A 22449-nucleotide genomic window follows, 5' to 3' on the forward strand; every position below is an offset into this window, starting at 1 on the left:
GCGGACGGTCGCCCGGAGACACGGTCGATGGAGGCACCGGCCGACAGGCACGTCGGCCGACGATTCGGCGAAGAACACGGCCCAGAAGACGCTCGTCACGGCGAGCACCCCGTGAGCCTTCACGACCGGCCATGACGGACGGAAACCAGCGTCGGCGCGTGCGGGCAGGCCGGCTTTGCCGTAACAGATGCAAGCCCAAGACCAGCGCCGCCGTAACAGATGCAAGCCGGATCCAACGCGAGCGGCGGTTAGGCTAGGCGCATGATGCCGGGGTACGGCGGCGGGGCGCTGACGGATCTGCCTGACTCGTTGCTGGCCGCGCTGGGAATGCGCGCGCCCAACACGCTCGCCATCGAGCCCGCCGAGCGCGTCTGCCTGTTCCTGGTGGACGGTCTGGGAGCCGAGTTGCTGCGCGCCCACGCCGACGCCGCCCCGTTCCTGGCCGGCCTGCGGAGCAGGACGCTCACCGCGGGTTTTCCCGCCACGACCGTGACGAGCCTGTGCTCGCTGGGCACGGGCCTGACGCCGGGCGAGCACGGCATGCTCGGGCTGATGCTGGCCGTGCCGGGCACCGGGCACCTGTTCAACTGCCTGCGCTGGACGATGCCCGGCGGCCACGCGATGGACCCGGACGAGTGGCAGCCCGCCGAGACCGTCTACGAGCGCGCCACTCTGGCCGGCATCGACTCCGTCTATGTCGCGCCCGCGCAGTTCGAGGGCTCCGGGCTGACCAGGGCCGTCTACCGTGGCGTGCGCTACGTGGCCGCCGAGACCGCCGACGAGCGCGTCGCCCGCGTGCGCGAGGCGATGCGGCGGCGGCCCGCTCACGTCACCGTCTACTACGGAGATCTCGACGCGGCCGGTCACATGACGGGCTGGGGCAGCGAGGAGTGGCTGCGGCAGCTCGGCGTGGTCGACGGCATGGCCCAGCGGATCGCCGAGGGCCTGCCGCCCGGGTCCGCCCTCTACGTCACCGCCGACCACGGCATGGTCAACGTCGGCGAGAAGGTCGATGCCGAGAGCGTCCCCGAGTTGACGCAGGGAGTGGCGCTGCTCGGCGGCGAGGCCAGGGCCAGGCACGTCTATGCCGAGCCGGGCGCGGGTGATCAGGTGCTGGAGGCGTGGCGCGAGATCTTCGCGGGGAAGGCCTGGGTAGTCTCCAGGGAGGAGGCGGTCGAGTCGGGCTGGTTCGGGCCCCGCGTGCGTGACGCGTGGCTGGAGCGCATCGGCGACGTCGTGGCCGTCCCCTACACCGACCTGGCCATCACCGCCCCCACGAACCATCCGGTCGAGGCGATCTTCACCGGCTACCACGGTTCGCTGACGGCGGCCGAGCAGAACGTCCCGCTCCTGGAGGTACGCACGTGACGAGCCCGCTCATCACACCCGCCGATCTCGCCGCGCTCGACGGCGTGACGGTGCTCGACGTCCGCTGGCGGCTCGGCGGCCCGCCGGGGGCGGAGCTCTACCGCGAAGGGCACATCCCGGGCGCCGTCTACTGCGACCTCGACACCGACCTCGCCGGGCCTCCCGGCGACGGCGGCCGGCACCCGTTGCCGGATCCCGGCGCGTTCCAGGACGCGATGCGCCGCCTCGGCGTGTCCGACCACCGGCCGGTCGTGGTCTATGACGACGTGGGTTCCACGGTGGCGGCCAGGGCCTGGTGGGCGCTGCGCTACTTCGGCCACCGGGACGTCCGTGTGCTCGACGGAGGGCTGGCCGCCTGGACCGGGGCGGGGCTGCCGGTCGCGAAGGAGGCGCCCGCTGTCGCGGTGGGCGAGTTCACGTCCCGGCCTGGTGGGATGCCGGTCCTGGTGGCCGACGAGGCGGCGGCGCTGGCCACCAAGGGTGTGCTGCTCGACGCCAGGGCGGCCGAGCGCTACCGAGGTGAGGTGGAGCCGGTCGATCCGGTGGCGGGGCACGTCCCTGGGGCGGTCAACGCGCCCACCACCGAGAACGTCGGCCCCGACGGCAGGTTCCTCGCGCCCGGCGCCCTCCGGTCCCGCTTCGCCGGTTTCGGGATCCGCGACGGGGTGGAGGCGGGCGCCTACTGCGGATCCGGCGTGACGGCCGCCCACGAGGTGCTGGCCATGGAGGTGGCGGGCCTGCCCGCCGCACTCTACGTGGGCTCCTGGTCCGACTGGGTCGCCGACCCGTCGAGACCCGTCGCCACGGGCTGAGCGCCGGCCCGGCGATCAGCTGGTTCCGTTCGTACGATCGCGGGCCGGCTCGTCCGACGGCCCGCCGTGTGGGGCAGGGCCCGTCAGTCCGTAGAGGCTGCTCGGATGGGGGCGGCCGTATCCGCTGGAGCGGCCTCGGAGCGTGGCGCCGGTGGATCCGGCACTTCCCGCGAGATGTGGCTCCAGGCCACCCAGTTACCCGCGTGGTTCTGGTTGGCGATCATCGGCCGCCATCCGGGTGGCGCAGCGGGCCAGGTGTGCCCGACCTCCGACCCCGTCGGCCAGGGGACCACGGCCAGAGTCACCCGCGGGTCCAGTCGCTCGGTGCGGTGCAGGTCGATCGGAATCAGCTCGGTCGGCACCTGGAACGCCTGCGACACCCAGATCCGCCAGTGCACGCCCGGGTAGTACATACCCACCCGATCATCGGGCCGCAGCCCGACGGGGCTCAGATCGGTGGCGTACTTCAGGGTGCGCCCCCACGGCGCGGAGACCTTGGCGACCACGACGCCCGCGATCGCCAGCTCGGTCAGGATGCAGGCCGTGGCGACCACGGCCGGCCAGGCCCTGCGGCCCACCTGGCCGTTCAACAGGGCCGCGACGGTGATGGCGGCCATCGAGGTCAGCGTGGCCTGTCCCAGGCTCAGCAAATCCCAATCCCCGGTAAGAAATGATATTTCGGGAAAGTCGAATACGCCGAAGAAATCGCTGGTGAGTCGTTCACCCGCATGCAGGTGAACCACCGCCATTGTCGCGACGGTCAGGCCGACCGTCGCGAGAACGGCCCGCGTCGCGACCACGCGTGGGCAGTGAGTCAGCACGATCAATCCCACGATGAAAAGCACAGGGGTGAAACAGGCGAGATACCTCCCATAGGCGAGATTGGCGACGGTACCTTCGCTCGGCAGGGCGGCCGACGTGGCCAGGGCCACCCCGGCGATCGAGCTCAGGATGGTGCCCGCGAGCAGGCGATCGGGCGTCGGGAAACCGGCGCGCAACGCTATGACGGCCAGCACGACCAGCCCGATGCCCGCCACGCCGAAGGTGGCGACGAGTGTGTGCCAGACTTGGCCGGTCGCCACCGCGAGAGTCCATGCCATCCCGTCCATGCTGGTCAGCCGGTCTGTGAGCCAGTCGCCGAGGGGAGCGACGCCGCCCGGGTATATCCGGCGTTGTATCCACGCGTTGAGCAGCCATCCCAGCCCCACGCCCACCACCGTGATGGCCGCCATCACCAGCACATCGGGACGTCGTGGCCGGTGGCGCCGCACGGCGACGACGGCGAGCAGGCACACGTGCACCAGGAGAATGATGATCCCCCGGCTGTGCATGCTGTAGGCGAGGGCCGCCACTGCGGCGGCCGCGTAGCCGTGGAGTCGGGCGCCGCCGTTCAGCCAGGTGTGCAGCAGCAGGAGCCAGCCGAGCACGAGCACCGGCAGCACGGCGTCCGTGAGCGCGAACTGCGAGTAGTAGACCGCTGATGGAAGGAGCGCGGTCGCGTGGGCCAGCAGGTAGGCCTTGCCGCGGGGCAGGCCCATCCGGCGAAGTGCGACGTAGGCGAGCAGGAGGAGCCCGGCCCCGATGCTCGCGTTGACGCAGATCGCCAGGTGATAGACGATCTGCGGATCGTCGCTGAACCAGTACGCGGGTGCGATGAGCAGCGGATAGCCGCCCTGATAGAAGGTTCGCCCGGACAGGTCAGCGGCCGAGCCCCCCGCCAGCAGTCGTGCCGCCAGGAGATATCCGGACTCATCGGGGATCAACAGAGGAGCGGCATGCTGCACTCCCAGAACAACGCGCAGAACGGCCTGCCCCAGCCAGCCCAGCAGCAGCGCGACGGCCCACGACCGGATACGTGGACGCCGAGCTTCGCCGCCGGACACGAGGAGTTCGGATCGGGTGATGGTGGCTGAGCCCACGATGACCTCTGAGGAGACGAGTCGGTGCTGCGTAAGGTGCCCCGCGTATCCAGGGCGAGCGCGGAGACGGGAGGACAGGCCCGCCCTCCGGGCTCGATTCCGGTCAGGGGCCCTGACGTGCGGACGCCGCGCCCGAACGTGGCGAGTGCGGCATCCGCCCGCTGGAAATCAGTTGTCCGGCGGTGTGTTGTCGACGAATGCGGTGCAGTTCGTCGGCCAGGTGTAGTCGCCCGTGACCACGCACGCCGTCTGGTAGACGTCTCCGTCCGCGGTGAGGATGGAGATGTGGACGTCGTTACTCGGCGGCTGGCCCTGATCCACTATCGTGGCCGCGACGACCGTCTCGCCCTCCGGCACGAGCGACGACAGGTCCTGCCAGGTCGGCGACACGTTCGCGTCACGGACAAAGAGTCCTCCGGAACTCGGGACAAGCAGCGTGAAGTAGTTGTTGTTGGCCTGCGCGCTGTCTATCGACTGGCTGGGCCCGGTAGGTCCGGTGTCCCCGGCGGGTCCGGTCGGGCCGGTCTCTCCGGCGATTCCGGGGTTCCTTGTGGTCCGGTCGGGCCGGCAGGACCGGTGGGCCCTGTTGCACCGATCGGGCACTTGGGGCAGCGATCGTGGGCGCAGCACTTGTGGCACCGCCGCTCATCGTGCCCACACGGTTGGAGACGCTGGGACTGCGGGGAAGCGTCCCGCAAGATGTCGCCGGAGACGTCAGAGTTCATTGGCCGCGGTGGATCGTCTGCGTCGGCATACGCGTTCCCCACTGACGACAGTGGAGGCGCGAAGGCCAGTGACGCTGCGGCGAGCCACACCAGGGCAAAGCCGCCGCGGCGCTATTCCGCTTAAAGCCTTTTGGTGTCATTTGACTTCCGTATACGTGCAGGGATTGTATCCATCAATCCGTTGTCCATGCCGCTAGGTATGCGCGGCATGCTCGGCATACCCGACCATGTCGCCGCGAATCGGTCGACCTGTCACCTCTCAGTAAAACCTCATCGAGCCTGAGATGTCAGTCCGATTCTCACCGATATAGGCAGGTCTCTGGCTTTATTGGGGCTTTGTGGGTATTGATGTCTATGATTCGAGTGCCGCGTTCAGAGAACGGTCGTATATGTGAAACAAGAGAATCGTGGCCGCCGGATACGGTCCCTGATGTTGGCGCCTTCCTTCGGGCTAATACAGCGCCCGGTCGCCTGCGCCGAAGCAGACGAAGGCGTGCTCCCCCGTCTTGGCCGCGGCGCACGCCAGAGCCGCGTCAGGTGGCCGGCCCGCCGCCACGAGCTCGTGGAACACTCCCATGACAGCCCGCGCCGCCTCGTCCCGCACCGGTACGAGCCCCGCCACCACGCACGAAGACCCCTTGGCCAGGAACGCCCCCGGCAGACCGAGCGGCGCCCCGTCCACAGGTGCCCGCGACATTCCCGAATTGCACGCCGACAGCACCACGAGCTCCGCCGACCGGGGCGCCTCCAGCAGGTCGTACGCCATGAGCGGCCCGTCCTCCAGCGTGATCCCGGACACCAGCGGGCTGCGCGAGTGGAACACCCCGTGCGCCGCGAGGTGCAGCACGTCCGCGACTTCGAGCGCCTTCAGGACGTCCGCCGTGCGCGCGGGCGACTCGCGTCCCCCAGGGTGGCAGGACAGGACGTGCGCCACCTCGGCGTGCGCGTGCGCCAGCGCGGGCCCGGCCGCCGCCACGACCACCGGGGGCCCGTCGCGGCGTACCCGATCGAGCGCGTGCACCCAGGCGGCCGCGCTGGCGGCCACGCTCACCGGGCGCTCCCGCAGGCACGGCAGCGCCCCCCACGGCAGCGTGTGCAGCGCGCCCACGGGCACCACCACGAGCGGCCCGTTGCCCAGCTCGGCGAGGAGCGGCTGCAGCACCAGCCGTTCGACGTCGACGGCAGCGGCTTCGACGTCGCCGGGGCCGGCCTGGCGGCGCAGCGAGTAGCGCAGCCGGACGATCGCCTCCTTGACCTGCCGGACGTCGGCCAGCCTCCGGAGCAGCACCCGTCGCTCGGAGATCAGTACGGCCAGCAGCGACTCCTCGTGGGCCACGAACTCCACCAGGGTTCCCGCTCCCAGCTCCGCCCGCACCCGCTCGGGCTCGGCGGGCGAGCCGGCGTGCGCGCGAGCGGTGACGGCCCGCCACCGCTCGCTCCACTCGAACACCTCCTCGACGCTTCCGTTGCGCACCGCCAGCCCCAGCCCGAAGGCCGCCAGCCGCTCCCCGGCCCTGGCCGCGTGGGCGCGCAGCGACGGATCGTCGAACGTGTCGACCTGCTCGCTGACCTCCGACAGCCCGTCCTGGACCGCGCGGAAGGCGCCGGTGTTGTCCTCCTGCAGCGCGGCTTCGAGCGCGAGCGCGTGCTGGCGCACCGGTCCTGGTATCTGCGAGGCGAGCTGCCTGGCCTGTGGCTCCTCGCCCAGCGGGGTGAGCCGGGTGCCGGCCGGAACCCATCGTTCGCCCCGTTCGGCGTACCGGGTGAGCCGGGCGAGCTGCGCGGAGGCGGTCGGGTGGTCGTCCACGGCGAGTGCCGCCTCGGCCGCCACGAGCCGCAGCGCCGCCCCTGCCTGCGGGGCGAAGCCGTTCTCCAGCTCGTCGGCGCACGCGATCAGCTCGCCGACGAGGGCGGGGGTGACGGGTTCGAGCGCGAGCCGCGATCGCAGCACGACCTCCTGCGCCAGCGGCAGCCAGCGGGTCCGTTCCTGCGCGGCCAGCTCGGCGGCGGCCTGCTCGGCCACCTGCCTGGCCTGGTGCGGGTCGCCGGTGAGCAGCTCCACCTGGGCCAGTTTGAGCCGCGCCTCGGCCAGCGCCACCTGGGCGCCCGACGCTTCAAGGTCGGGTACGGCAAGGCTCAGCATCGCCCTGGCTTCACCGGGCAGGTGGGCGGCCAGCAGGGCGCCGGCGAAGTCCGCCCGCATCGTGGCCAGCCGCTCGGGGAAGCCGAACAGGGTGTCCTCGGCGTCCCGGTAGTGCTTGAACGCCCCGGCGATGTCGCCCCGGCGTACCGCGAGGAACGGCAGGTTCGCGGCGGACAGGCGGGACAGGTGCAGCAGTCCGGCGTGCCGGGCGATCTTCAGGCACGCGGTCAGGTCGCGCATCGCGGCGTCCCAGTCGCCGCGGTAGGAGTGGATGAGTCCGCGGTTGAGCAGGCCGCCCGCCAGGAACCTGCGGTCGTCGATGGTGCCGGGCGCGGTCACCAGGGCGCGCAGCGCACGGTCGCAGGAGGCGATGGCCTCCTGGTGGCGGCCGAGGTGGGCCAGGGCGACCGCGCGCTGCGTGTCGAGTTTGGCGCGGTCGAGCGGGCGCAGATAGGCCCAGGCCAGGGCGGCCACGCGCAGTGCCTGCAGGGGGTGCCCGCGTTCGGTGCGCACGGTGACGAGGGAGAGCCGCACCTGCGCGAGCCGCTCCTGCGGCGCGCCGGGGGTGCCGAGGGCCTCGCGGAGGTGCTGCTCGGCCGCTTCCAGGTCGCCGAGCTCGCGGGCGGCCAGCGCCATCGCCCTGAGCGACATGACCGCGGCCTCGGCGGAGCCGACGCGGCGGGCAGCCGCCAGCACGAGGCGGCCCGCGCGCAGGGCGTGGCCGGGATCCACCAGGGAACGCAGCATCGCGGCCTCGGCCGCCCTGGCGAGCGGATCGAGGTCGCCTGATGAGTCCGGGTATGCACTCATGGCAGGCCTTGGTCTGGTGCCGGGCGGGGGCGCGGCACCCCCTGCCGGCTGGTGGTCGGGGTCAGGGCCGGATGCGCACCCATCTGGTTTGTACGGGGGCACGTCCGGGCCGGTGGCACACCACGCTGAGCCAGCCAGGAGGCAGGCCCGTCGCGGCGAAGTCGCCGTTGTGGGCGAGGTGCCTGGTCAACGTGAGGTGCGGGGTCTTCACGTCGATGACGGCGTCTTCGCCCGGGTGGGGGCACACCTGGCCCGCGACGTCGATGAGCCCGTCGCCCACCGTCACCTCCAGGTCGAAGGTGAGGTCGTCGGCGACGAAGCGCACCAGGTGGCAGCCGTCCGGGTCGCGCACGTCGGGGCCCGCGACGCGTGCGGCGGGCGTGGCGGTCACCGCGCGGGGGACCCGCAGCCCGTAGACGTCGCGTGCGGCGGCGGACACCTGGCTCGGGATGGGGTCGTTTCCCGCGGCCAGCCGGAGGGCCGCCAGGAAATACTCGTCGTTGATCATTGCGCCGTCTCCTGTGATGAGATCAGGGTGCGCAGTTTCTCGAGGCAGCGGGCCTTGGTCGGGCCCACACTGCCCACGGGCATGCCCAGTCGCGCCGCCATCTGCCGGTTGCCCAGATCGATGGCGACCAGCTGGATGAGCGTGCGGCAGGGCTCGTGCAGGGCGGAGACCTGCTTCCAGAGCAGGCGCCTGCCGTCGGCCTCCAGCACGGCGGAGGCGGGGTCGGGATCGTCGACGGCCTCGAGGGCGAGGACGTCGTGGTCGAAGGGCGCGACATCATGACGCTTGCGGAGGAACGCGTGAGCCTCGCGGCGCACGGTCGTCATGAGCCAGCCGCCGACCTTCGCCGGGTCCCTGAGCGTGTGGAGGTGCTGGAGCAGCCGCAGCCAGGATCCCTGGACCGCGTCCGCCGCGTCGGAAGGGCTGAGCCCGGACGCCCTGGCCACCGCCCACATCCGCGGCCCGTATCTGGCCTCGAGCTCGTCCCACGCCGTCCGGTCGCCGTCGGCCGCCGCCGTGACCAGCTCCGCCGGCTCACGTGGATCGGGCATGCGGCCTCCTTCCGTGCGGCACGCCGAGGCGGTCATGCCTCTTCGTGATTGTCTGAGGACTGAGTGTAAACTCTACAGACTCGCCGGTACGAGAACTCCCAGATCCGGAATCTGCCGGGCCTCCCCGGTGTCGAGGAGCCGCCTGACCACCTCCTTCGCCGGCTCGTCCCTGGCCGCGTCGGCGATGGCGCCCGCCACCAGCGCGGTGGCGAACGACGTGCCGCTCCACGACGCGAAGCCCTCGAACTCGCCGCCCCGCAGGAAGCTGCTGGTCAGCCAGTCGCCGCGGGCACAGGCGTCCACCCAGGTGCCATGGCCCGAGTAGACGGCCCGGTGCTCCTGCGAGGCGTCCACGGCCGCCACGCCCACGGCGCACCCCAGCGCGGCGGGCCAGAACGGCCGGTCGGAGGCGGTGTTGCCGGCGCAGGCCACGGTCACCGTGTCGCTCAGCGCGGCGAGGGCGTCGGACAGCAGGGGCGGCGGCCGGTCGTCGAAGGTGTGGCCGCCGAAGGACAGGTTGAGCACGTCGGGAGGCCGCTCGCGCATGCGGTGCAGCGCGCGTACGACGGTCGCCTCGTCGCCGACGCCGTCGCCGTCCAGCACCCGGTGCACCCGCAGCGCCGCGCCCGGCGCCCGGCGTGCCAGCAGGCCCGCGATGAACGTGCCGTGCCCCGCCTGAGCGCCCTCGGCCGCGTCGGCGTCGTCGGGGCCGAGCCGCTCGTACCAGTCGCTGCCGGACCACCACGGGTGCTCGGCGACGCCGGTGTCGAGCAGGCCGATGACCACGTCCGAGCGCGTACGCCCCGGCTTGTAGCGGATGGGCGGAGCGGGGAAGGGCCGGGACGCGGGGCCGCCGAAGAACAGCGGCTGGCCGCGGAACACGTGGTTCGGCGAGGCCCGCACGCCCTGGTCGCGGAGCTCGGCGGTGACCTCGCGGGGGTCCGCGCCGGGAGACAGGTGGATGACGCAGACCCCGTCCGCCTCCGAGACCGCCGAGGTCCAGCGCGACGCGGCGGACAGCGCCGACCGGTCGGTCAGAACCTGACCTGGCCGGATGAACGACTCGCCGACAGATTGCATGTCCATGAGCCGGTATCTTTCCTCCGCTGCCCCGCTGTCACGTACGACTCCCGCACCAAGTTGGTATGGCCCCCCACTGGTGCCGGATGGCGACCGACGGTAGTCTCTCCCTAGTCACTTGTGATCATCCTGGGACGAGGCCGTTGGGGAAGGCGCACCTCGTACCGAACGGGAGGTCCGGTGTCTGCTCGTGGCGTCCTTTACGTCCACTCGGCTCAGCCCGCGCTGTGTCCACACATCGAATGGGCAGTCGCGGGTGTCCTTGGCGTGCCCGTAGATCTGACGTGGACTCCGCAACCCGCCGCGCCCAACGTCGTGCGCGCGCAGGCGGAATGGGAGGGCAGGCCGGGCGTCGCCGCGGGCATCGCCTCCTCGCTCATGGGCTGGCAGCGGCTCAGATTCGAGATCACCGAGGACGCTTCCCCGGGTGTCGACGGGTCCCGGCACGCCTACACGCCGACGCTCGGCGCCTTCACGGCGGTCATCGGCGCGGCCGGCGACATCATGGTCCCCGAAGACCGGCTGCGCACCGCGATGATGCTGGCCGCTCAGGGCCGGTGCGTGCTGGAGGACGAGCTGGACAGGATGCTCGGCAAGCCGTGGGACGAGGAGCTGGAGCCGTTCCGCTATGCCGGGGACGGCGCGCCGGTCCGCTGGCTGCACGCCGCCGTCTGACCTCGCCGTACACCCGCTCGGCATGAGCAGCGCCCCGCGGCCGGGCTCCGCTGCCCGGCGACAGCAAGGCCCCGCACCGGGTCCGGTGCGGGGCCTTGCTGTCGAGCCTGACGGCGAGCCGTCGCCGAGAGCGAGCCGAGACGGCCCGGCACGGCGCCGGGATGCCCTGGATGGCGTCGTCGGCTGTCAGAGGGGGATGTTGCCGTGGGCGCCCCGGGCGGGGGTCGCCTGGGCGAGCAGTTTGGCGATCGCGCCGCGGGTCTCCTCAGGCTTGATCACCTCGTCGATGACGCCCAGCTCCTGCGCTCTGGCCAGGCCGCCGGCGAGCTTCGAGTGCTCCTCCGCCAGGCGCTCCTCCAGCTCGGCCCGGTCCTCCTCGGGCACGGCCGCCAGCTCGCGCCGCTTGATGACGCGCACCGCCGCGACGGCCCCCATGACGGCGACCTCGGTGGTGGGCCAGGCGAAGACCTTGGTGGCGCCCAGGGCGCGGGAGTTCATCGCGATGTACGCCCCGCCGTACGCCTTCCGCGTGATCAGCGTGACCCGCGGCACCGACGCCTCGGCGAAGGCGTGCAGCAGCTTGGCCCCCCGGCGCACCACGCCGTCGTGCTCCTGCCCGACGCCCGGCAGGTAACCGGGAACGTCCACGAGGACAACCAACGGCACCCCGAAGGCGTCACACATACGTACGAAGCGGGCGGCTTTCTCGGCGGACGTGGCGTCGAGGCAGCCGCCGAGCCGCATCGGGTTGTTGGCGATCACACCGACCGTCCGGCCACCGAGGCGGCCCAGCGACGTGACGATGTTCGGTGCCCACTTGGGGTGCAGCTCCAGGCCGGGCTCGTCGAGCAGGCCGTTGACCAGCGGCTTGACGTCGTAGGCACGGCGCGCGGAGTCGGGCAGCAGCGTGGAGAAGTCCACTTCCTCGATTTCTCCCGACCGCATCCGGCCCTGGTGGCCGAGGAGCGTGGCGAGCTGGCGCGCCTTGACGTAGGCGTCGGTCTCGGTCTTGGTGACGATGTGCGCCACGCCGCTGCGCTTGCTGTGCGGATCGGTGCCGCCCAGGGCGGCGCTGTCGACGTCTTCGCCGGTGACGCTGCGGACCACGTCGGGGCCGGTGACGAAGATGCGGCCGGAGTCGGCCAGGATGACCAGGTCGGTGAGCGCGGGACCGTAGGCGGCGCCGCCGGCGGCGGGGCCGACGACCACGGAGATCTGCGGCACCACGCCGGACGCCTTGGTCATGGCGGCGAAGACCCGGCCGACGGCGTGCAGCGACTCGACTCCGTCGGGGATCCGCGCGCCGCCGCAGTGCCAGATGCCGATGACCGGCACCCGCTCGCGGACGGCCACGTCGTAGGCGTGCACGATGTGCTCGCACCCCTCGCTGCCCATGGCGCCGCCCTGAAAGCGGGCGTCACTGCAGAACGCGACGACGGGAACACCCTCGACGCGCCCCATCGCGGCCAGCATGCCGCTCTTGTCTTCCGGGGTGATGAGCCGCAGCGAGCCCTCGTCGAGCAGCGCGGTCAGGCGGACGATGGGATCGCGGGGATCGGCAGGCTCCTGATCGGAGCCGGGCGTCACCACCCGGTTGTCGAGGACGGTCACGTTATGCCCCCTTAAACACGACGGTCACGTTGTGCCCGCCGAATCCGAACGAGTTGTTGACCGCGGCCACGTCGCCGTCGGGCAGCGTGCGGTTCTTGCCGTGGACGACGTCGACCTCGATGCCGTCGTCGAGATCGTCGATGTTGATGGTGGCGGGAACGATCCGCTCCTGCAGCGCCTTGATCGTGAAGACCGACTCGATGCCGCCCGCGCCGCCGAGCAGGTGCCCGGTCATGGACTTGGTCGACGTCACCAGCGGGTGGGTGCCGATGGCCTTGGCCACGGCCTGCACCTCGCCGACGTCGCCCGCGGGCGTCGAGGTGGCGTGCGCGTTGACGTGCTTGACGTCGTGGCCGGTGACGCCGGCGTCGGTGAGCGCCTGCGTCATCGCCATGATGATGCCCCGGCCGTCGGGCTCGGGCTGCGTGATGTGGTGCGCGTCGGCGGAGTAGCCGACGCCGGAGCAGTAGGCGTAGATGCGCGCGCCCCGCGCCCTGGCGTGTTCCTCCGACTCCAGCACCACGATGCCGGCGCCCTCGCCGAGCACGAACCCGTCGCGGCCGCGGTCCCACGGCCTGGACGCGCCCGCCGGGTCGTCGTTGCGGGTGGACATGGCCCGCGCGGCCGCGAAGGCGGCGATGTTGAGGCCGTGGATGGCGGCCTCGGTGCCGCCGGCGACCACCACGTCGGCGCGGCCCACCCTGATCATGTCCATCGCGTGGCCGATGGCCTCGGCGCCGGACGCGCACGCCGACACCGTCGCGTGCACACCCGCCTGGGCGCCCAGGTCGAGCCCGATCCAGGCGGCCGGGCCGTTGGGCATGAGCATCGGCACGGTGAACGGCGACAGCCGGTTCCAGCCGCGCTCGCGGTAGGTGTCGTAGGCGCTCAGCGTGGTGTTGATGCCTCCGATGCCGCTGGAGACCACGACGCCGAGCCGCTCCGGCGGCACCTCGGGAGAGCCGGCGTCCTGCCAGGCCTCCCTCGCGGCGACCATCGCGAACTGCTCGCTGCGGTCGAGGCGGCGGGCCTCGGGCCGCGGCAGCACCTCGGTGGGGTCGACCGCGGCCGTCCCCGCGAACTTCACGGGGACGGTGTCGATCCAGTCCGTGGTGAGAGCCTCGACACCCGACTGACCGGCGAGGAGCGCCGTCCAGGTCGAGGTGACGTCCCCACCGACGGGCGTCGTCGCGCCGAGCCCGGTGACGACGACACGTACCCGGTTCGCACTCACGTTTCGCGCTCCCTTGCTGATCAGTACTGGTCGGATCGGGTGTTGCGGCTCAGTTCTGGATGAAGGTGAGGACGTCCTTGACCGTCTTCAGGTTCTTGAGCTGGTCGTCGGGGATCTCGACGCCGAACTCGTCCTGGGCGGCCACGGCGATCTCGACCATGGACAGGGAGTCGATGTCGAGGTCGTCCACGAAGCTCTTCTCGGGGGTCACCTCGGACGCCGGAATGCCGGTGATCTCGTTGATGATCTTGCCAAGGCCCTCGAGGATGTCCTGCTCGGTGGCAGCCATGTCGCTATTTCTCCTTTGGTTTCCTGGGAATCTGTGCGGCTGCGCCGCACCAGTCTTTCTCTGGGCGGGCACGGCGCAGACCGTGCCCGATCCTACGGAATCTCGATCACTTGGCCCGCGTAGGTCAGGCCGGCGCCGAAGCCGAGCACCAGCGCGAGATCGCCCGTGCGGACCTCGCCACGCTCCACCATGCGCGAGAGCGCGAGAGGGATGGAGGCGGCCGAGGTGTTGCCCGCGGTGACGATGTCGCGCGCGATGACGGCCTGGTCGGCGCCCAGCTTACGGGCGATGGCCTCGATGATGCGCAGGTTGGCCTGGTGGGGTACGAACGCGGCCAGCTCGGACGGGTCGACACCCGCCCGCGAGCAGGCCTCGAGCGCCACCGGACGCAGCGCGGTGGTGGCCCAGCGGAACACCGTCTGGCCCTCCTGCCGGAGGTAGTCGGCGCGGTCCTTGATGATGATCGCGTCGGACTTGTCGCCTGCGCTGCCCCACACCACGGGGCCGATGCCGGGCGTCTCCGACGGGGCCACCACCGCGGCCCCCGCGCCGTCGGCGAAGATCACCGCGGTGGACCTGTCGGTCCAGTCGATCCACTGCGACAGCTTCTCCGCGCCGATGACCAGCACGTTCCTGGCCGAACCCCCGCGCACCGCGGCGCTGGCGGTGCCGAGGGCGTAGCAGAAGCCGGCGCAGGCGGCGTTGACGTCGAACGCCCCGGGCGCCTTAATGCCCATGCGGTGGGCCACGATGGCGGAGGCGTTGGGGATCTGGGTCTCGAGCGTGCACGTGGCGACGATGACGAGGTCGATGTCCTCCGGCGACAGCCCGCTGGCGGCCAGTGCCTTGCCGCCGGCGATGGTGGCCATGTCCTCCAGCGACTCACCGTCGGGCGCGATCCTGCGCTCCTTGATGCCGACCCGGGACAGGATCCACTCGTCGTTGGTCTCCATGGTCTTCGCCAGGTCGTCGTTGGTGACCACGTTGGCGGGCTGGTAGTGGCCGAAGGCGAGCACCTTGGCGCCAGGGGCGATGTCGGGAATCTTCACGGGATCAGCTCCCTGGCCGCGTCGAGGTCGTCTGGGGTCTTCAGCGCGACGGTCCGCACGCCGCGCAGGGCGCGCTTGGCCAGGCCGGTCAGCGTGCCGCCGGGCAGCAGCTCGATGATCCCGGTGACCCCGAGACCGGACATGGTCTCCATGCAGGCGCCCCATCGGACGGGGCTGCTGACCTGCTGGACCAGCCGCTCGACGAACTCGGCGCCGGTGGCGACCGGCCGGCCGTCGAAGTTGGACAGCAGCGTGACCCTCGGGTCGGCGGGCGTGACGTTCCTGGCCGCCTCGCGCAGGCTCTCGACCGCCGTGGCCATGTGGGCGGTGTGGAAGGCGCCTGCCACGGAGAGCGAGATGAGCCGGGCGCGGGCGGGTGGGTCGGCCTTGAACGCGGCCAGCTGCTCGATGGTGCCGCCGGCCACGATCTGCCCGGCGCCGTTGATGTTGGCGGCGGTGAGCCCGTGTCTGTCGATCGCGGCGAGAACCTCCTCCTCGACGCCGCCGAGCACGGCCGTCATGCCGGTCTCGGTGATGGCGGCGGCCTTGGCCATGGCCTGGGCGCGGTCGCGGATCAACGAGAGCGCCTGCTCAGGGGTGAGCACCCCGGCCAGCGCGGCTGCGGCGAACTCGCCGACGCTGTGCCCGGCCACGACGTCGGGGGCCGCGCCGAGCGCCTCGGCGGAGGCCAGCGCGGCGGCCACGAGCAGCGGCTGGGCGACGGCGGTGTCGCGGATCTCGTCGGCGCCGGCGGTCGTGCCCTGGGCGATCAGATCGACCCCGGCGACCTCGGACCACGAGCCGAGCCTGTCGGCCAGACCGGGCAACTCAAGCCATGGAGCCAGGAATCCTGGCGTTTGGGCACCTTGGCCCGGAGCGACGAGTACAAGCACAAAATCCACCATGCCCTGTAGAAGTCCGACACGCGGATAGAGATCCGTACGAACTTTGTCCAGGGTGATTTGTAGGAACCCTACAGTGGGGATTCCGGCGCGGTTACGTTAGAGCGCGCCAGCTCTCTGCACTCTCCGCGAGCCTGCCGAGGATGAGCCCAACCTGGAGAGTGAAGGCGGACCTGCCCTCGGTGGGCTGGTAGCCCGTCAGCTCGGTGATCTTCTTGAGGCGGTAGCGCACGGTGTTGGGATGGACGAACAGCAGCCGGGCCGTGGCCTCCAGCGAGGTGCCCTGCTCCAGGTAGGTGGCCAGCGTGTCGAGCAGCGGGGTGCCCGCGAGCGGCAGATAGACGCTCTCGATGAGCTGCCGCCTGGCGTCGAGGTCGCCGTCGAGCGCCCGTTCGGCCAGCAGGTCCTCGGCGTGTACGGGCCTCGGCGCGTCGGGCCACCCTGACGACGCCTTCAGCCCGGCCAGCGCCGCCCTGGCCGAGTTGGCGGCGGCGTGCAGGTCGGCCACCTCGGGGCCGATGACGATGGGGCCGACGCCGAAACGGGCCACAACCTGCTTGGCCGCGTCGTTGACGCTGCCCGCGCCGCCCACGATCACGATCAGCCGGTCGGCCTGGACCCCCGCCAGCAGGTCCATGCCAATGCGGCGGCCCTTCTCCCGCAGGCCGTCGATGACCGCGCGCGGGTCTCCCTCGGGGGCGTGCCCGGCGATGACGACGACGGGGGAGGAGGTCCAGCCCAGGGCGGCGGCCCAGGAGTGCAGGCCGTCGTCCACCTCGCCGCGCACCAGGGCGTCCACGATCAGGGCCTCGAGCCTGGCGTCCCACGCCCCCCTGGCCTCGGCCTCGCGGGCGTAGACGTGGGCGGCGGCGAAGGCGACGTCGCGGGTGTAGCGCAGCATGGCCTGCTGGAGCTCGTCCTCGCCGCCGGGCGCGGCCAGCTCGTGGGTCTGCGCCTCGACCACCTCGACCACGACCCTGACGATGTCGACGGTCTGCTGGAGCGAGATCGACCGTTTGAGCTCGCGCGGCGCCGTGCCGAAGAACTCGATGCTGGGCGTGCGCCGCCCCTCACCGGCGGTCGAGAACCATTCGACGAACGCGGCGATGCCGGCCTGCGCCACGAGCCCCACCCACGACCGGTCCTCGGCGCTGAGTGCCCGGAACCACGGCAGTTGCTCGTCCATGCGCGCCATCGCCGCCGTGCCGAGCGAGCCCATGGCCCGCTCGAGCCTGCGTGTGGTGTCCTCCCGGGTCGACTCTGTCACGTCTCCTAGAGTGCCAGGTCCCCTCGGCTGACCGGAACGGCGGCTCGTCCCTCCCTCAGATGACGGCGACGGCGGTGATGAGCCCGAGCGCGACGTGGGTCACCGCGAGCAGCCGCGCGCCCGGCTGCAGGTCGGGCTCCTTGACCAGCTCGCGTACGGAGATGCCGACCACCCGGTCGAAGATCAGCATGGCCACCGTCTGCACCACGATGCCGACCAGCCCGAACACCGCCGTGCCCGCGAGGCCCTCCGTGAGCCGGCCGCCCGACGACCAGATCGAGGCGGCCACGATCAGCCCGACGGCCGCCATGGCCGAGGCGGCAAGCAGGGTGGCGTTGGGGTTGCGCTCAGTACGGATGACCTCGCTCAGCTTGCCGGGCGTGGCCCAGTCGATGACATAGAACCCGACGATCATCAGGGCCACGCCGACGGCCGCGTAGGCGGCGATGGCTCCCGCGCCGCGGGTGAGGACTTCGAGAAGCGTCACGTCATATCCAATCAAGGAGCGTCCCTGTTCAGGACGGGGATGTCAGTCGGCGATGCGGTGCGGTACAAATGAAGAGGTGTCATCGGTGATGAAACCGGTGGTCTCCCTGATGCCCAGCCCGGCGGCCTCGTCGGCGACCACCCAAGCCCCGAGCACCGGCCGCTGGCCCTCGAAGACCGGCAGCGCCTCGAAGCCTTGGAAGACGTAACCCTCCTCGCCGTACGTGCCGGGCGTCTGCTGGATGTCGCCGGGGGTGACGATGCGCATCGAGGCGCCCTCTCGCCCCAGCAGCGGCTTGGCGATGTAGGAGGTCAGGTCACGGGGTCCGTCGAGGTAGGCCGGCAGCAGGCTGGGATGGCCGGGATAGAGCTCCCACAGCAGGGCCAGCAGCGCCTTGTTCGACAGCAGCGTCTTCCACAGCGGTTCGATCCAGGTGGCGTGCCGCACGGCGTGCCGGCCGAACGCGTCGGCGAGCATCCACTCCCAGGGGTAGAGCTTGAACGCCGAGCGGATCATCCGTCCATCCACGTCGGCGAAGCAGCGGTTGAGCGCGTCCCAGCCGATGTCCTCCATGGCTATGGAGATGGTCTGCAGGCCCGCCTGCTCGGCGGTCTCCTGCAGGTAGGCCACCGTCATGGCCTCCTCGCCGGTCTCGTCCGTGTTCGTGAACGAGAAGTGCGTGGGCCCCGGCGGCAGCCGCAGCTCGCGCCAGCGGTCGATCAGCCGTTCGTGGACAGAGTTCCACTGATCGCCACCAGGATGCACGTCCTGCAGCCAGAACCACTGCACCACGGACGACTCCACCAGGGAGGTGGGCGTGTCGGCGTTGTACTCCAGCAGCTTCGCCGGGCCGGTGCCGTCGTAGCGCAGGTCGAAACGGCCGTACAGGTAGGGGTCACGGCGCTCCCATGAGCGCGCGACCTCCTCCCACGCCCACTCGGGGATGGCGAAGTCGGCGAAGCGGCCTGCCGAGACCACGTGCTCGACAGTGCTCAGGCACATGGCGTGCAGCTCCTCGACCTGCTCCTCCAGCTCCTCGATCTCGCCCATCGAGAAGACGTAGTGGACGGACTCGTCCCAGTAGGGGCGGCTCAGCCCTGACGGGTGCGCGGCCTTGTGGTAAGCCAGGCCCTGGCTCTCGATCGTCCTCTCCCAGCCGGACCTGGGAGTGTCATGCTCGCGGCGCACGCGTCAGCTCCCGCCGCCCCAGCGGTTGCCGAAGCCGCCTCGCTGGATCGATTTCCCCTGGCGGGAGGTGATGTTCGCGTCGGACGGCCGGTAGGTGGTGCCCCCATGCACACGATCGCCGGACCTCGTGCCGCCGTAGTACCACCTGTACGCCCCTCGCGAGCCACTGTTGTAGCTGCTGGAGTGGTAGTCGTCGTCATCGCAGTAGTCGTCGTCCACGACGCGGTAGGAACCGTAGGGCGGAGAGGAGGTGGTGGTGGGAGTCGGAGTCGGAGTGCTGTCGTCGTCCGGAGACTCGGCGAAGTCGTCGTCGGAGGGCTGGGTGGGCTCGTCCTCGACAAAGGCGACGCAGTCCGCGGTGATCTCCTCGTCCTGCGTGCTGCAGCCGACCAGCATCAGGGACAAGATGCTCAGCACGCTGATAGGGACGGCTTTCGACGCCTTCCGCCGGGGACGCGGTGATGTGCTGGTTTGTGGCGGTGGTGCCATCAAGCTCCTGCTTTCATGGGCCGATTACTCTAGCGGCGGCGTCCGTCCGTGTTCAATGAGTAATTAGTGCATCTCGATTTATTTCGGCTATGGAGGATGTATGGATCCGGTCATGGCCCTGCGCGAGATCGCCTTCCTGCTGGAGCGCGCAGGCGAGCCCACCTACCGTGTGCGGGCCTTCCGCCGCGCCGCCGCGGTCGTCGCCGACCTCCCCGAGGACGAGCTCGTGCGGCTGGCCCGCACCGATGGGCTCGGCGACCTGCCGGGCATCGGCAAGGTCACCGCTCTCGTGGTCAACGAAAGTCTCGACGGCCAGGTTCCGACCTACCTGCGAAGGTTGCACGCCACGGAGGGCGTCGAGCTCGACGCCGAGACCGCCGCGCTGCGCACGGCGCTGAAAGGCGACCTGCACAGCCACTCGGACTGGTCGGACGGCGGGTCGCCGATCGAGGAGATGGCCGAGACCGCCGCAGGGCTCGGCCACGAATATCTGGCGCTGACCGACCACTCGCCCCGCCTGACGGTGGCCAAGGGCCTCTCGGCCGAGCGCCTGGAGCGCCAGCTGGGCGTGGTGGCCGAGCTGAACGAGCGCCTGGCCCCGTTCAGGATCCTGACCGGCATCGAGGTGGACATCAACCCGGACGGCTCGCTCGACCAGGAGCGGGAGCTGCTCGAACGGCTCGACGTGGTGGTGGCCAGTGTGCACTCCAAGCTCCGCATGGACGGCGCGGACATGACCCGCAGGATGGTCACCGCCGTCGCCGACCCTCTCGTGGACGTGCTGGGGCACTGCACCGGCCGGGTGGTGCGGGCCGGCGGGCGGCGCGGGGAGCGCAGGCCGGAGTCGGAGTTCGAGGCGGAGCTGGTGTTCGAGGCGTGCCGGCGGTTCGGGGTGGCGGTCGAGATCAACTCGCGGCCCGACCGGCTCGACCCGCCCAAGCGGCTGATGCGGCTGGCGTACGAGATGGGGTGCGTCTTCGCGATCGACTCCGACGCGCACGCCCCGGGACAGCTCGACTGGCAGCGGTACGGCTGCGAGCGGGCGGCCATGTGCGGCATCGAGGCGGAGCGCCTCGTCAACGCCTGGCCCTTGGACAGGCTCCTCGACTGGACCCGGGCCTGACGCTCCGAGCACCCTCCCTCCGGTCGTCAGGTCTTTGTAGTCCTGCGGTGAGGCAGGGGTTACCGGGCGCCGCGGGGGCCCGCGGTTGTCGGTGGCGCGGCGTAGCGTCGCGGCTGTGAACCGTACCGACCGGCTCTACGCGCTCGTCGAAGACCTGCGTGCCATCGCGCCGCGCTGCCGCTCCGCCCGCGAGCTCGCCGGGCGGTTCGAGGTGAGCGTGCGCACGATCGAGCGCGACATCACCGCGCTGCAGGAGTCCGGCGTCCCGATCTACGCCCAGCCGGGCCGCAAGGGCGGTTACGCCATCGACAGGAAGATGTCCCTTCCCCCGCTCAACTTCAGCCCGGCCGAGGCGGTGGCGATCGCGGTGGCGCTCAGCCAGGCCGGCGACCAGCCCTTCGGCCGTCAGGCCCGCAGCGCGTTACGCAAGGTGGTGGCCGCGATGCCGGGGCCAGAGGGCGAGCTCGCCAGAGAGCTGGCCCGGCGGGTGCAGCTCGTCCAGCCGCCCGACCAGCCCGCCACCGGCATCCAGCCCCTGGGCGCCGAGGGCATCTCCCGGGCCATCGAGGAGGCGCTGCTGCGCCGCCGCGTGCTCAGGCTCGACTACGCCGACGCCAAGGGCGCGCTGACCTCGCGCGACGTCGAGCCGGGGGTGTTCCTGGGCGGGCGCGGCGGTTTCTGGTATCTCGTGGCGTGGTGCCGGCTCCGCGACGACGTACGCGTCTTCCGCCTCGACCGCATCGCCTCGGCCACCGTCACCGGCGAGCGCTGCCCCGAGCGCCCGCTTGAGGGGTTCGCCACCGACGTGCCCGAGATGGTCGTCCACGGCACCACCCTCGACTGAACTCGTGCTCGAAAAATCAAGAGGAAACACCGACATAGGGTTGTCGCTCTGCCGTTAGATCGTTGTCCCGTTCGAGAACTGAGGAGACGATGATGGACAACACGGTGACGTGGTTCGAGGTCGCGAGTGACGACCCCGAGGGCGCCGAGAGATTCTACGGCGGCCTGTTCGGCTGGGCCTTCACCGGAGAGGGCGGCCCGATCGACTACCGCACGATCAGCCGGCCGGGCGGCGACCAGCCGATGGGCGGGCTGTTCAACACCAAGGGCGAGTTTCCCAACCACGCGATCTTCCACGTGCAGGTCGCCGACGTCGAGGAGACCTGCGCCAAGAGCGAGTCGCTCGGCGGCAAGGTGCTGATGAAGGTGATCGACGACGGCGCCGGCACCGACTTCGCCTACATGAGCGACGTGTCCGGCAGCGTCTTCGGGGTCTTCCACCGCAGGTGATCATCCGGGCGCTGGCCGGGGGAGCGCCTTCCCCGCGACCACCGGCCCCCGCCCGGGCCGCTCCGCGCGGAGCGGTTCACCATTGATGCCCTGGACACGCCGCCGATCGCCGAGCGGCGGCGCGTCCAGGGCGATCGTCAGAAGTCGACGGCGGCCAGCCAGCGGCCGAGCAGGTCGCGGTCGCCGTGCACGGTCAGGTCGCCGGGTGAGCGCCTGCCATAGAGCATGAGCAGCAGATCCGACACCGGGCCCTGGACGGCGGTGTCGCCCTTGGCGTGGCCGCCCACCCAGGTGATCTTCCCGGCGGGGCCCTGCGTGATGGTCCACTCGCCCTCGCCGTCGCTCGCGTGGAGGTGGATCGTGGCCCCCTCCACACCGAGCCCGGCCAGCGACCGGGTGACCCAGGCGGCGTGCGGCAGGTTGTGCAGGAATTCCTCGACGCCGTCGACGGCGGTCTCCGCCGGGACGACCGGGTCGAGGCCGAGCGCGAGCTCGGCGTCGACCCGGTGGATCACCAGCTCGAAGAGCATCCGGGGTGTCCACCACGCGGCCCGCCGGTCCGGGCCCCAGGTCCACACCTCCAGCTCCGGATCGGTGGTGCGCAACGTGTCGAGCAGCTCGGCGGCCCCCGACATCAGCCAGGCGGAGTCGCCGCTGCGCCCCTCGGCCAGCCCGCTCGGCACCTGCCGCGACCAGATCTTCTCCCGCACCTGGTTGCGCAGCACGTGGGCCGCCCAGCGATGGGTCTGGCCGACATGCGTGACCAGCTCCGCGAGCGTCCATCCCGGGCACGTCGGCACCGTCACCGACAGGTCGCCCGCCAGGGCGGCCAGGCGCGCGGCCTCGGTCTCTATCCCCGCGATGCGCGCCTCACGCGACTCGTTCTCCGTCTCCTGGCCCGCGTTCTGAGTGTTGTTCTGCGTCAC

The 22449-nt window shown here is 71.2% G+C and carries 22 protein-coding genes; 6 read left to right on the forward strand and 16 right to left on the reverse strand.

Features of this window, described 5'->3' with window-relative positions:
• Window positions 1-261 precede the first annotated feature (261 nt).
• Window positions 262-1368 carry a nucleotide pyrophosphatase/phosphodiesterase family protein gene (locus ABGA98_RS09930; RefSeq protein WP_347617897.1) on the forward strand — a complete coding sequence of 369 codons (1107 nt, stop codon included), beginning with the start codon at window positions 262-264 and terminating at the stop codon, window positions 1366-1368.
• Complete coding sequence (locus ABGA98_RS09935) at window positions 1365-2180, forward strand: sulfurtransferase (protein ID WP_347617898.1); 816 nt, start codon at window positions 1365-1367, stop codon at window positions 2178-2180. The genes ABGA98_RS09930 and ABGA98_RS09935 overlap by 4 nt, the downstream gene beginning before the upstream one ends.
• Window positions 2181-2263: 83 nt before the next feature.
• On the opposite strand, the gene ABGA98_RS09940 is transcribed toward ABGA98_RS09935, so the two are convergent.
• From ABGA98_RS09940 to ABGA98_RS09965, 6 genes are all read right to left on the reverse strand, one after another.
• Window positions 2264-4099 (reverse strand): hypothetical protein, encoded by a 1836-nt coding sequence (locus tag ABGA98_RS09940; RefSeq protein WP_347617899.1) that lies wholly within the window; start codon window positions 4097-4099, stop codon window positions 2264-2266.
• Window positions 4100-4267: 168 nt separating this feature from the next.
• Window positions 4268-4489 carry a hypothetical protein gene (locus tag ABGA98_RS09945; protein WP_347617900.1) on the reverse strand — a complete coding sequence of 74 codons (222 nt, stop codon included), beginning with the start codon at window positions 4487-4489 and terminating at the stop codon, window positions 4268-4270.
• A 786-nt stretch (window positions 4490-5275) separates the two neighbouring features.
• Window positions 5276-7777: a CHAT domain-containing tetratricopeptide repeat protein gene (locus ABGA98_RS09950; RefSeq protein WP_347617901.1), complete on the reverse strand. Its 2502-nt coding sequence runs from the start codon at window positions 7775-7777 to the stop codon at window positions 5276-5278.
• A 61-nt stretch (window positions 7778-7838) separates the two neighbouring features.
• Window positions 7839-8285: a hypothetical protein gene (locus ABGA98_RS09955; RefSeq protein WP_347617902.1), complete on the reverse strand. Its 447-nt coding sequence runs from the start codon at window positions 8283-8285 to the stop codon at window positions 7839-7841.
• Window positions 8282-8836, reverse strand: a complete 555-nt coding sequence (locus tag ABGA98_RS09960) for a sigma-70 family RNA polymerase sigma factor (RefSeq protein ID WP_347617903.1) — start codon at window positions 8834-8836, stop codon at window positions 8282-8284. Before ABGA98_RS09960 ends, ABGA98_RS09955 begins: the two co-directional genes overlap by 4 nt.
• Before the next feature lie 72 nt (window positions 8837-8908).
• Entirely contained in the window at window positions 8909-9922 is a 1014-nt protein-coding gene (locus ABGA98_RS09965; protein ID WP_347617904.1) for a S8/S53 family peptidase, read from the reverse strand.
• Window positions 9923-10096: 174 nt separating this feature from the next.
• On the opposite strand from ABGA98_RS09965, the gene ABGA98_RS09970 reads away from it, so the two are divergent.
• Window positions 10097-10591 carry a DUF3145 domain-containing protein gene (locus ABGA98_RS09970; RefSeq protein WP_347617905.1) on the forward strand — a complete coding sequence of 165 codons (495 nt, stop codon included), beginning with the start codon at window positions 10097-10099 and terminating at the stop codon, window positions 10589-10591.
• A 186-nt stretch (window positions 10592-10777) separates the two neighbouring features.
• Here the strand turns inward: ABGA98_RS09970 and ABGA98_RS09975 are convergent, their stop codons facing one another.
• The 9 genes from ABGA98_RS09975 to ABGA98_RS10015 all read right to left on the reverse strand — a co-directional run bounded on the left by ABGA98_RS09975 (window position 10778) and on the right by ABGA98_RS10015 (window position 19035).
• A complete protein-coding gene (locus ABGA98_RS09975) occupies window positions 10778-12202 on the reverse strand; it encodes a carboxyl transferase domain-containing protein (RefSeq protein WP_347617906.1) in 1425 nt (474 codons plus the stop codon).
• A 1-nt stretch (window position 12203) separates the two neighbouring features.
• A complete protein-coding gene (fabF, locus tag ABGA98_RS09980; RefSeq protein WP_347617907.1) occupies window positions 12204-13436 on the reverse strand; it encodes a beta-ketoacyl-ACP synthase II in 1233 nt (410 codons plus the stop codon).
• Between the two features lie 49 nt (window positions 13437-13485).
• On the reverse strand, window positions 13486-13725 hold the full coding sequence (locus tag ABGA98_RS09985) for an acyl carrier protein (RefSeq protein WP_043614464.1): 240 nt from the start codon (window positions 13723-13725) through the stop codon (window positions 13486-13488).
• A gap of 92 nt (window positions 13726-13817) precedes the next feature.
• Window positions 13818-14774 carry a beta-ketoacyl-ACP synthase III gene (locus tag ABGA98_RS09990; RefSeq protein WP_347617908.1) on the reverse strand — a complete coding sequence of 319 codons (957 nt, stop codon included), beginning with the start codon at window positions 14772-14774 and terminating at the stop codon, window positions 13818-13820.
• Window positions 14771-15667, reverse strand: a complete 897-nt coding sequence (locus tag ABGA98_RS09995; RefSeq protein ID WP_347617909.1) for an ACP S-malonyltransferase — start codon at window positions 15665-15667, stop codon at window positions 14771-14773. Before ABGA98_RS09995 ends, ABGA98_RS09990 begins: the two co-directional genes overlap by 4 nt.
• A 103-nt stretch (window positions 15668-15770) precedes the next feature.
• Entirely contained in the window at window positions 15771-16895 is a 1125-nt protein-coding gene (locus ABGA98_RS10000; protein WP_347618341.1) for a helix-turn-helix domain-containing protein, read from the reverse strand.
• A gap of 103 nt (window positions 16896-16998) precedes the next feature.
• The gene (locus tag ABGA98_RS10005) at window positions 16999-17430 is read right to left on the reverse strand and encodes a DUF350 domain-containing protein (protein ID WP_347617910.1); all 432 of its coding nucleotides are present in this window, start codon (window positions 17428-17430) and stop codon (window positions 16999-17001) included.
• Between the two features lie 42 nt (window positions 17431-17472).
• Entirely contained in the window at window positions 17473-18618 is a 1146-nt protein-coding gene (locus tag ABGA98_RS10010) for a glutathionylspermidine synthase family protein (protein WP_347617911.1), read from the reverse strand.
• Between the two features lie 3 nt (window positions 18619-18621).
• Entirely contained in the window at window positions 18622-19035 is a 414-nt protein-coding gene (locus ABGA98_RS10015) for a hypothetical protein (RefSeq protein ID WP_347617912.1), read from the reverse strand.
• A 172-nt stretch (window positions 19036-19207) separates the two neighbouring features.
• On the opposite strand from ABGA98_RS10015, the gene ABGA98_RS10020 reads away from it, so the two are divergent.
• The 3 genes from ABGA98_RS10020 to ABGA98_RS10030 all read left to right on the forward strand — a co-directional run bounded on the left by ABGA98_RS10020 (window position 19208) and on the right by ABGA98_RS10030 (window position 21523).
• The gene (locus ABGA98_RS10020; RefSeq protein ID WP_347617913.1) at window positions 19208-20230 is read left to right on the forward strand and encodes a PHP domain-containing protein; all 1023 of its coding nucleotides are present in this window, start codon (window positions 19208-19210) and stop codon (window positions 20228-20230) included.
• Window positions 20231-20345: 115 nt separating this feature from the next.
• Complete coding sequence (locus ABGA98_RS10025) at window positions 20346-21074, forward strand: YafY family protein (protein WP_347617914.1); 729 nt, start codon at window positions 20346-20348, stop codon at window positions 21072-21074.
• A gap of 92 nt (window positions 21075-21166) precedes the next feature.
• Complete coding sequence (locus ABGA98_RS10030) at window positions 21167-21523, forward strand: VOC family protein (protein WP_347617915.1); 357 nt, start codon at window positions 21167-21169, stop codon at window positions 21521-21523.
• 137 nt (window positions 21524-21660) lie between these two features.
• Here the strand turns inward: ABGA98_RS10030 and ABGA98_RS10035 are convergent, their stop codons facing one another.
• Window positions 21661-22449, reverse strand: coding sequence for a maleylpyruvate isomerase family mycothiol-dependent enzyme (locus ABGA98_RS10035; RefSeq protein WP_347617916.1), 789 nt, complete (start codon window positions 22447-22449; stop codon window positions 21661-21663).

It is taken from the genome of Nonomuraea sp. B1E8 (assembly GCF_039871515.1).
Classification (GTDB): Bacteria; Actinomycetota; Actinomycetes; order Streptosporangiales; family Streptosporangiaceae; genus Nonomuraea.

Coding starts and splice junctions, on each gene's coding strand:
- ABGA98_RS09960 (WP_347617903.1), bottom strand. CDS start 8,836: ATGCCCGATCCACGTGAGCCGGCGGAGCTGGTCACGGCGGCGGCCGAC.
- ABGA98_RS09950 (WP_347617901.1), bottom strand. CDS start 7,777: ATGAGTGCATACCCGGACTCATCAGGCGACCTCGATCCGCTCGCCAGG.
- ABGA98_RS09965 (WP_347617904.1), bottom strand. CDS start 9,922: ATGGACATGCAATCTGTCGGCGAGTCGTTCATCCGGCCAGGTCAGGTT.
- ABGA98_RS10030 (WP_347617915.1), top strand. CDS start 21,167: ATGGACAACACGGTGACGTGGTTCGAGGTCGCGAGTGACGACCCCGAG.
- ABGA98_RS09930 (WP_347617897.1), top strand. CDS start 262: ATGATGCCGGGGTACGGCGGCGGGGCGCTGACGGATCTGCCTGACTCG.
- ABGA98_RS09955 (WP_347617902.1), bottom strand. CDS start 8,285: ATGATCAACGACGAGTATTTCCTGGCGGCCCTCCGGCTGGCCGCGGGA.
- ABGA98_RS10020 (WP_347617913.1), top strand. CDS start 19,208: ATGGATCCGGTCATGGCCCTGCGCGAGATCGCCTTCCTGCTGGAGCGC.
- ABGA98_RS09985 (WP_043614464.1), bottom strand. CDS start 13,725: ATGGCTGCCACCGAGCAGGACATCCTCGAGGGCCTTGGCAAGATCATC.
- ABGA98_RS10000 (WP_347618341.1), bottom strand. CDS start 16,895: ATGGGCTCGCTCGGCACGGCGGCGATGGCGCGCATGGACGAGCAACTG.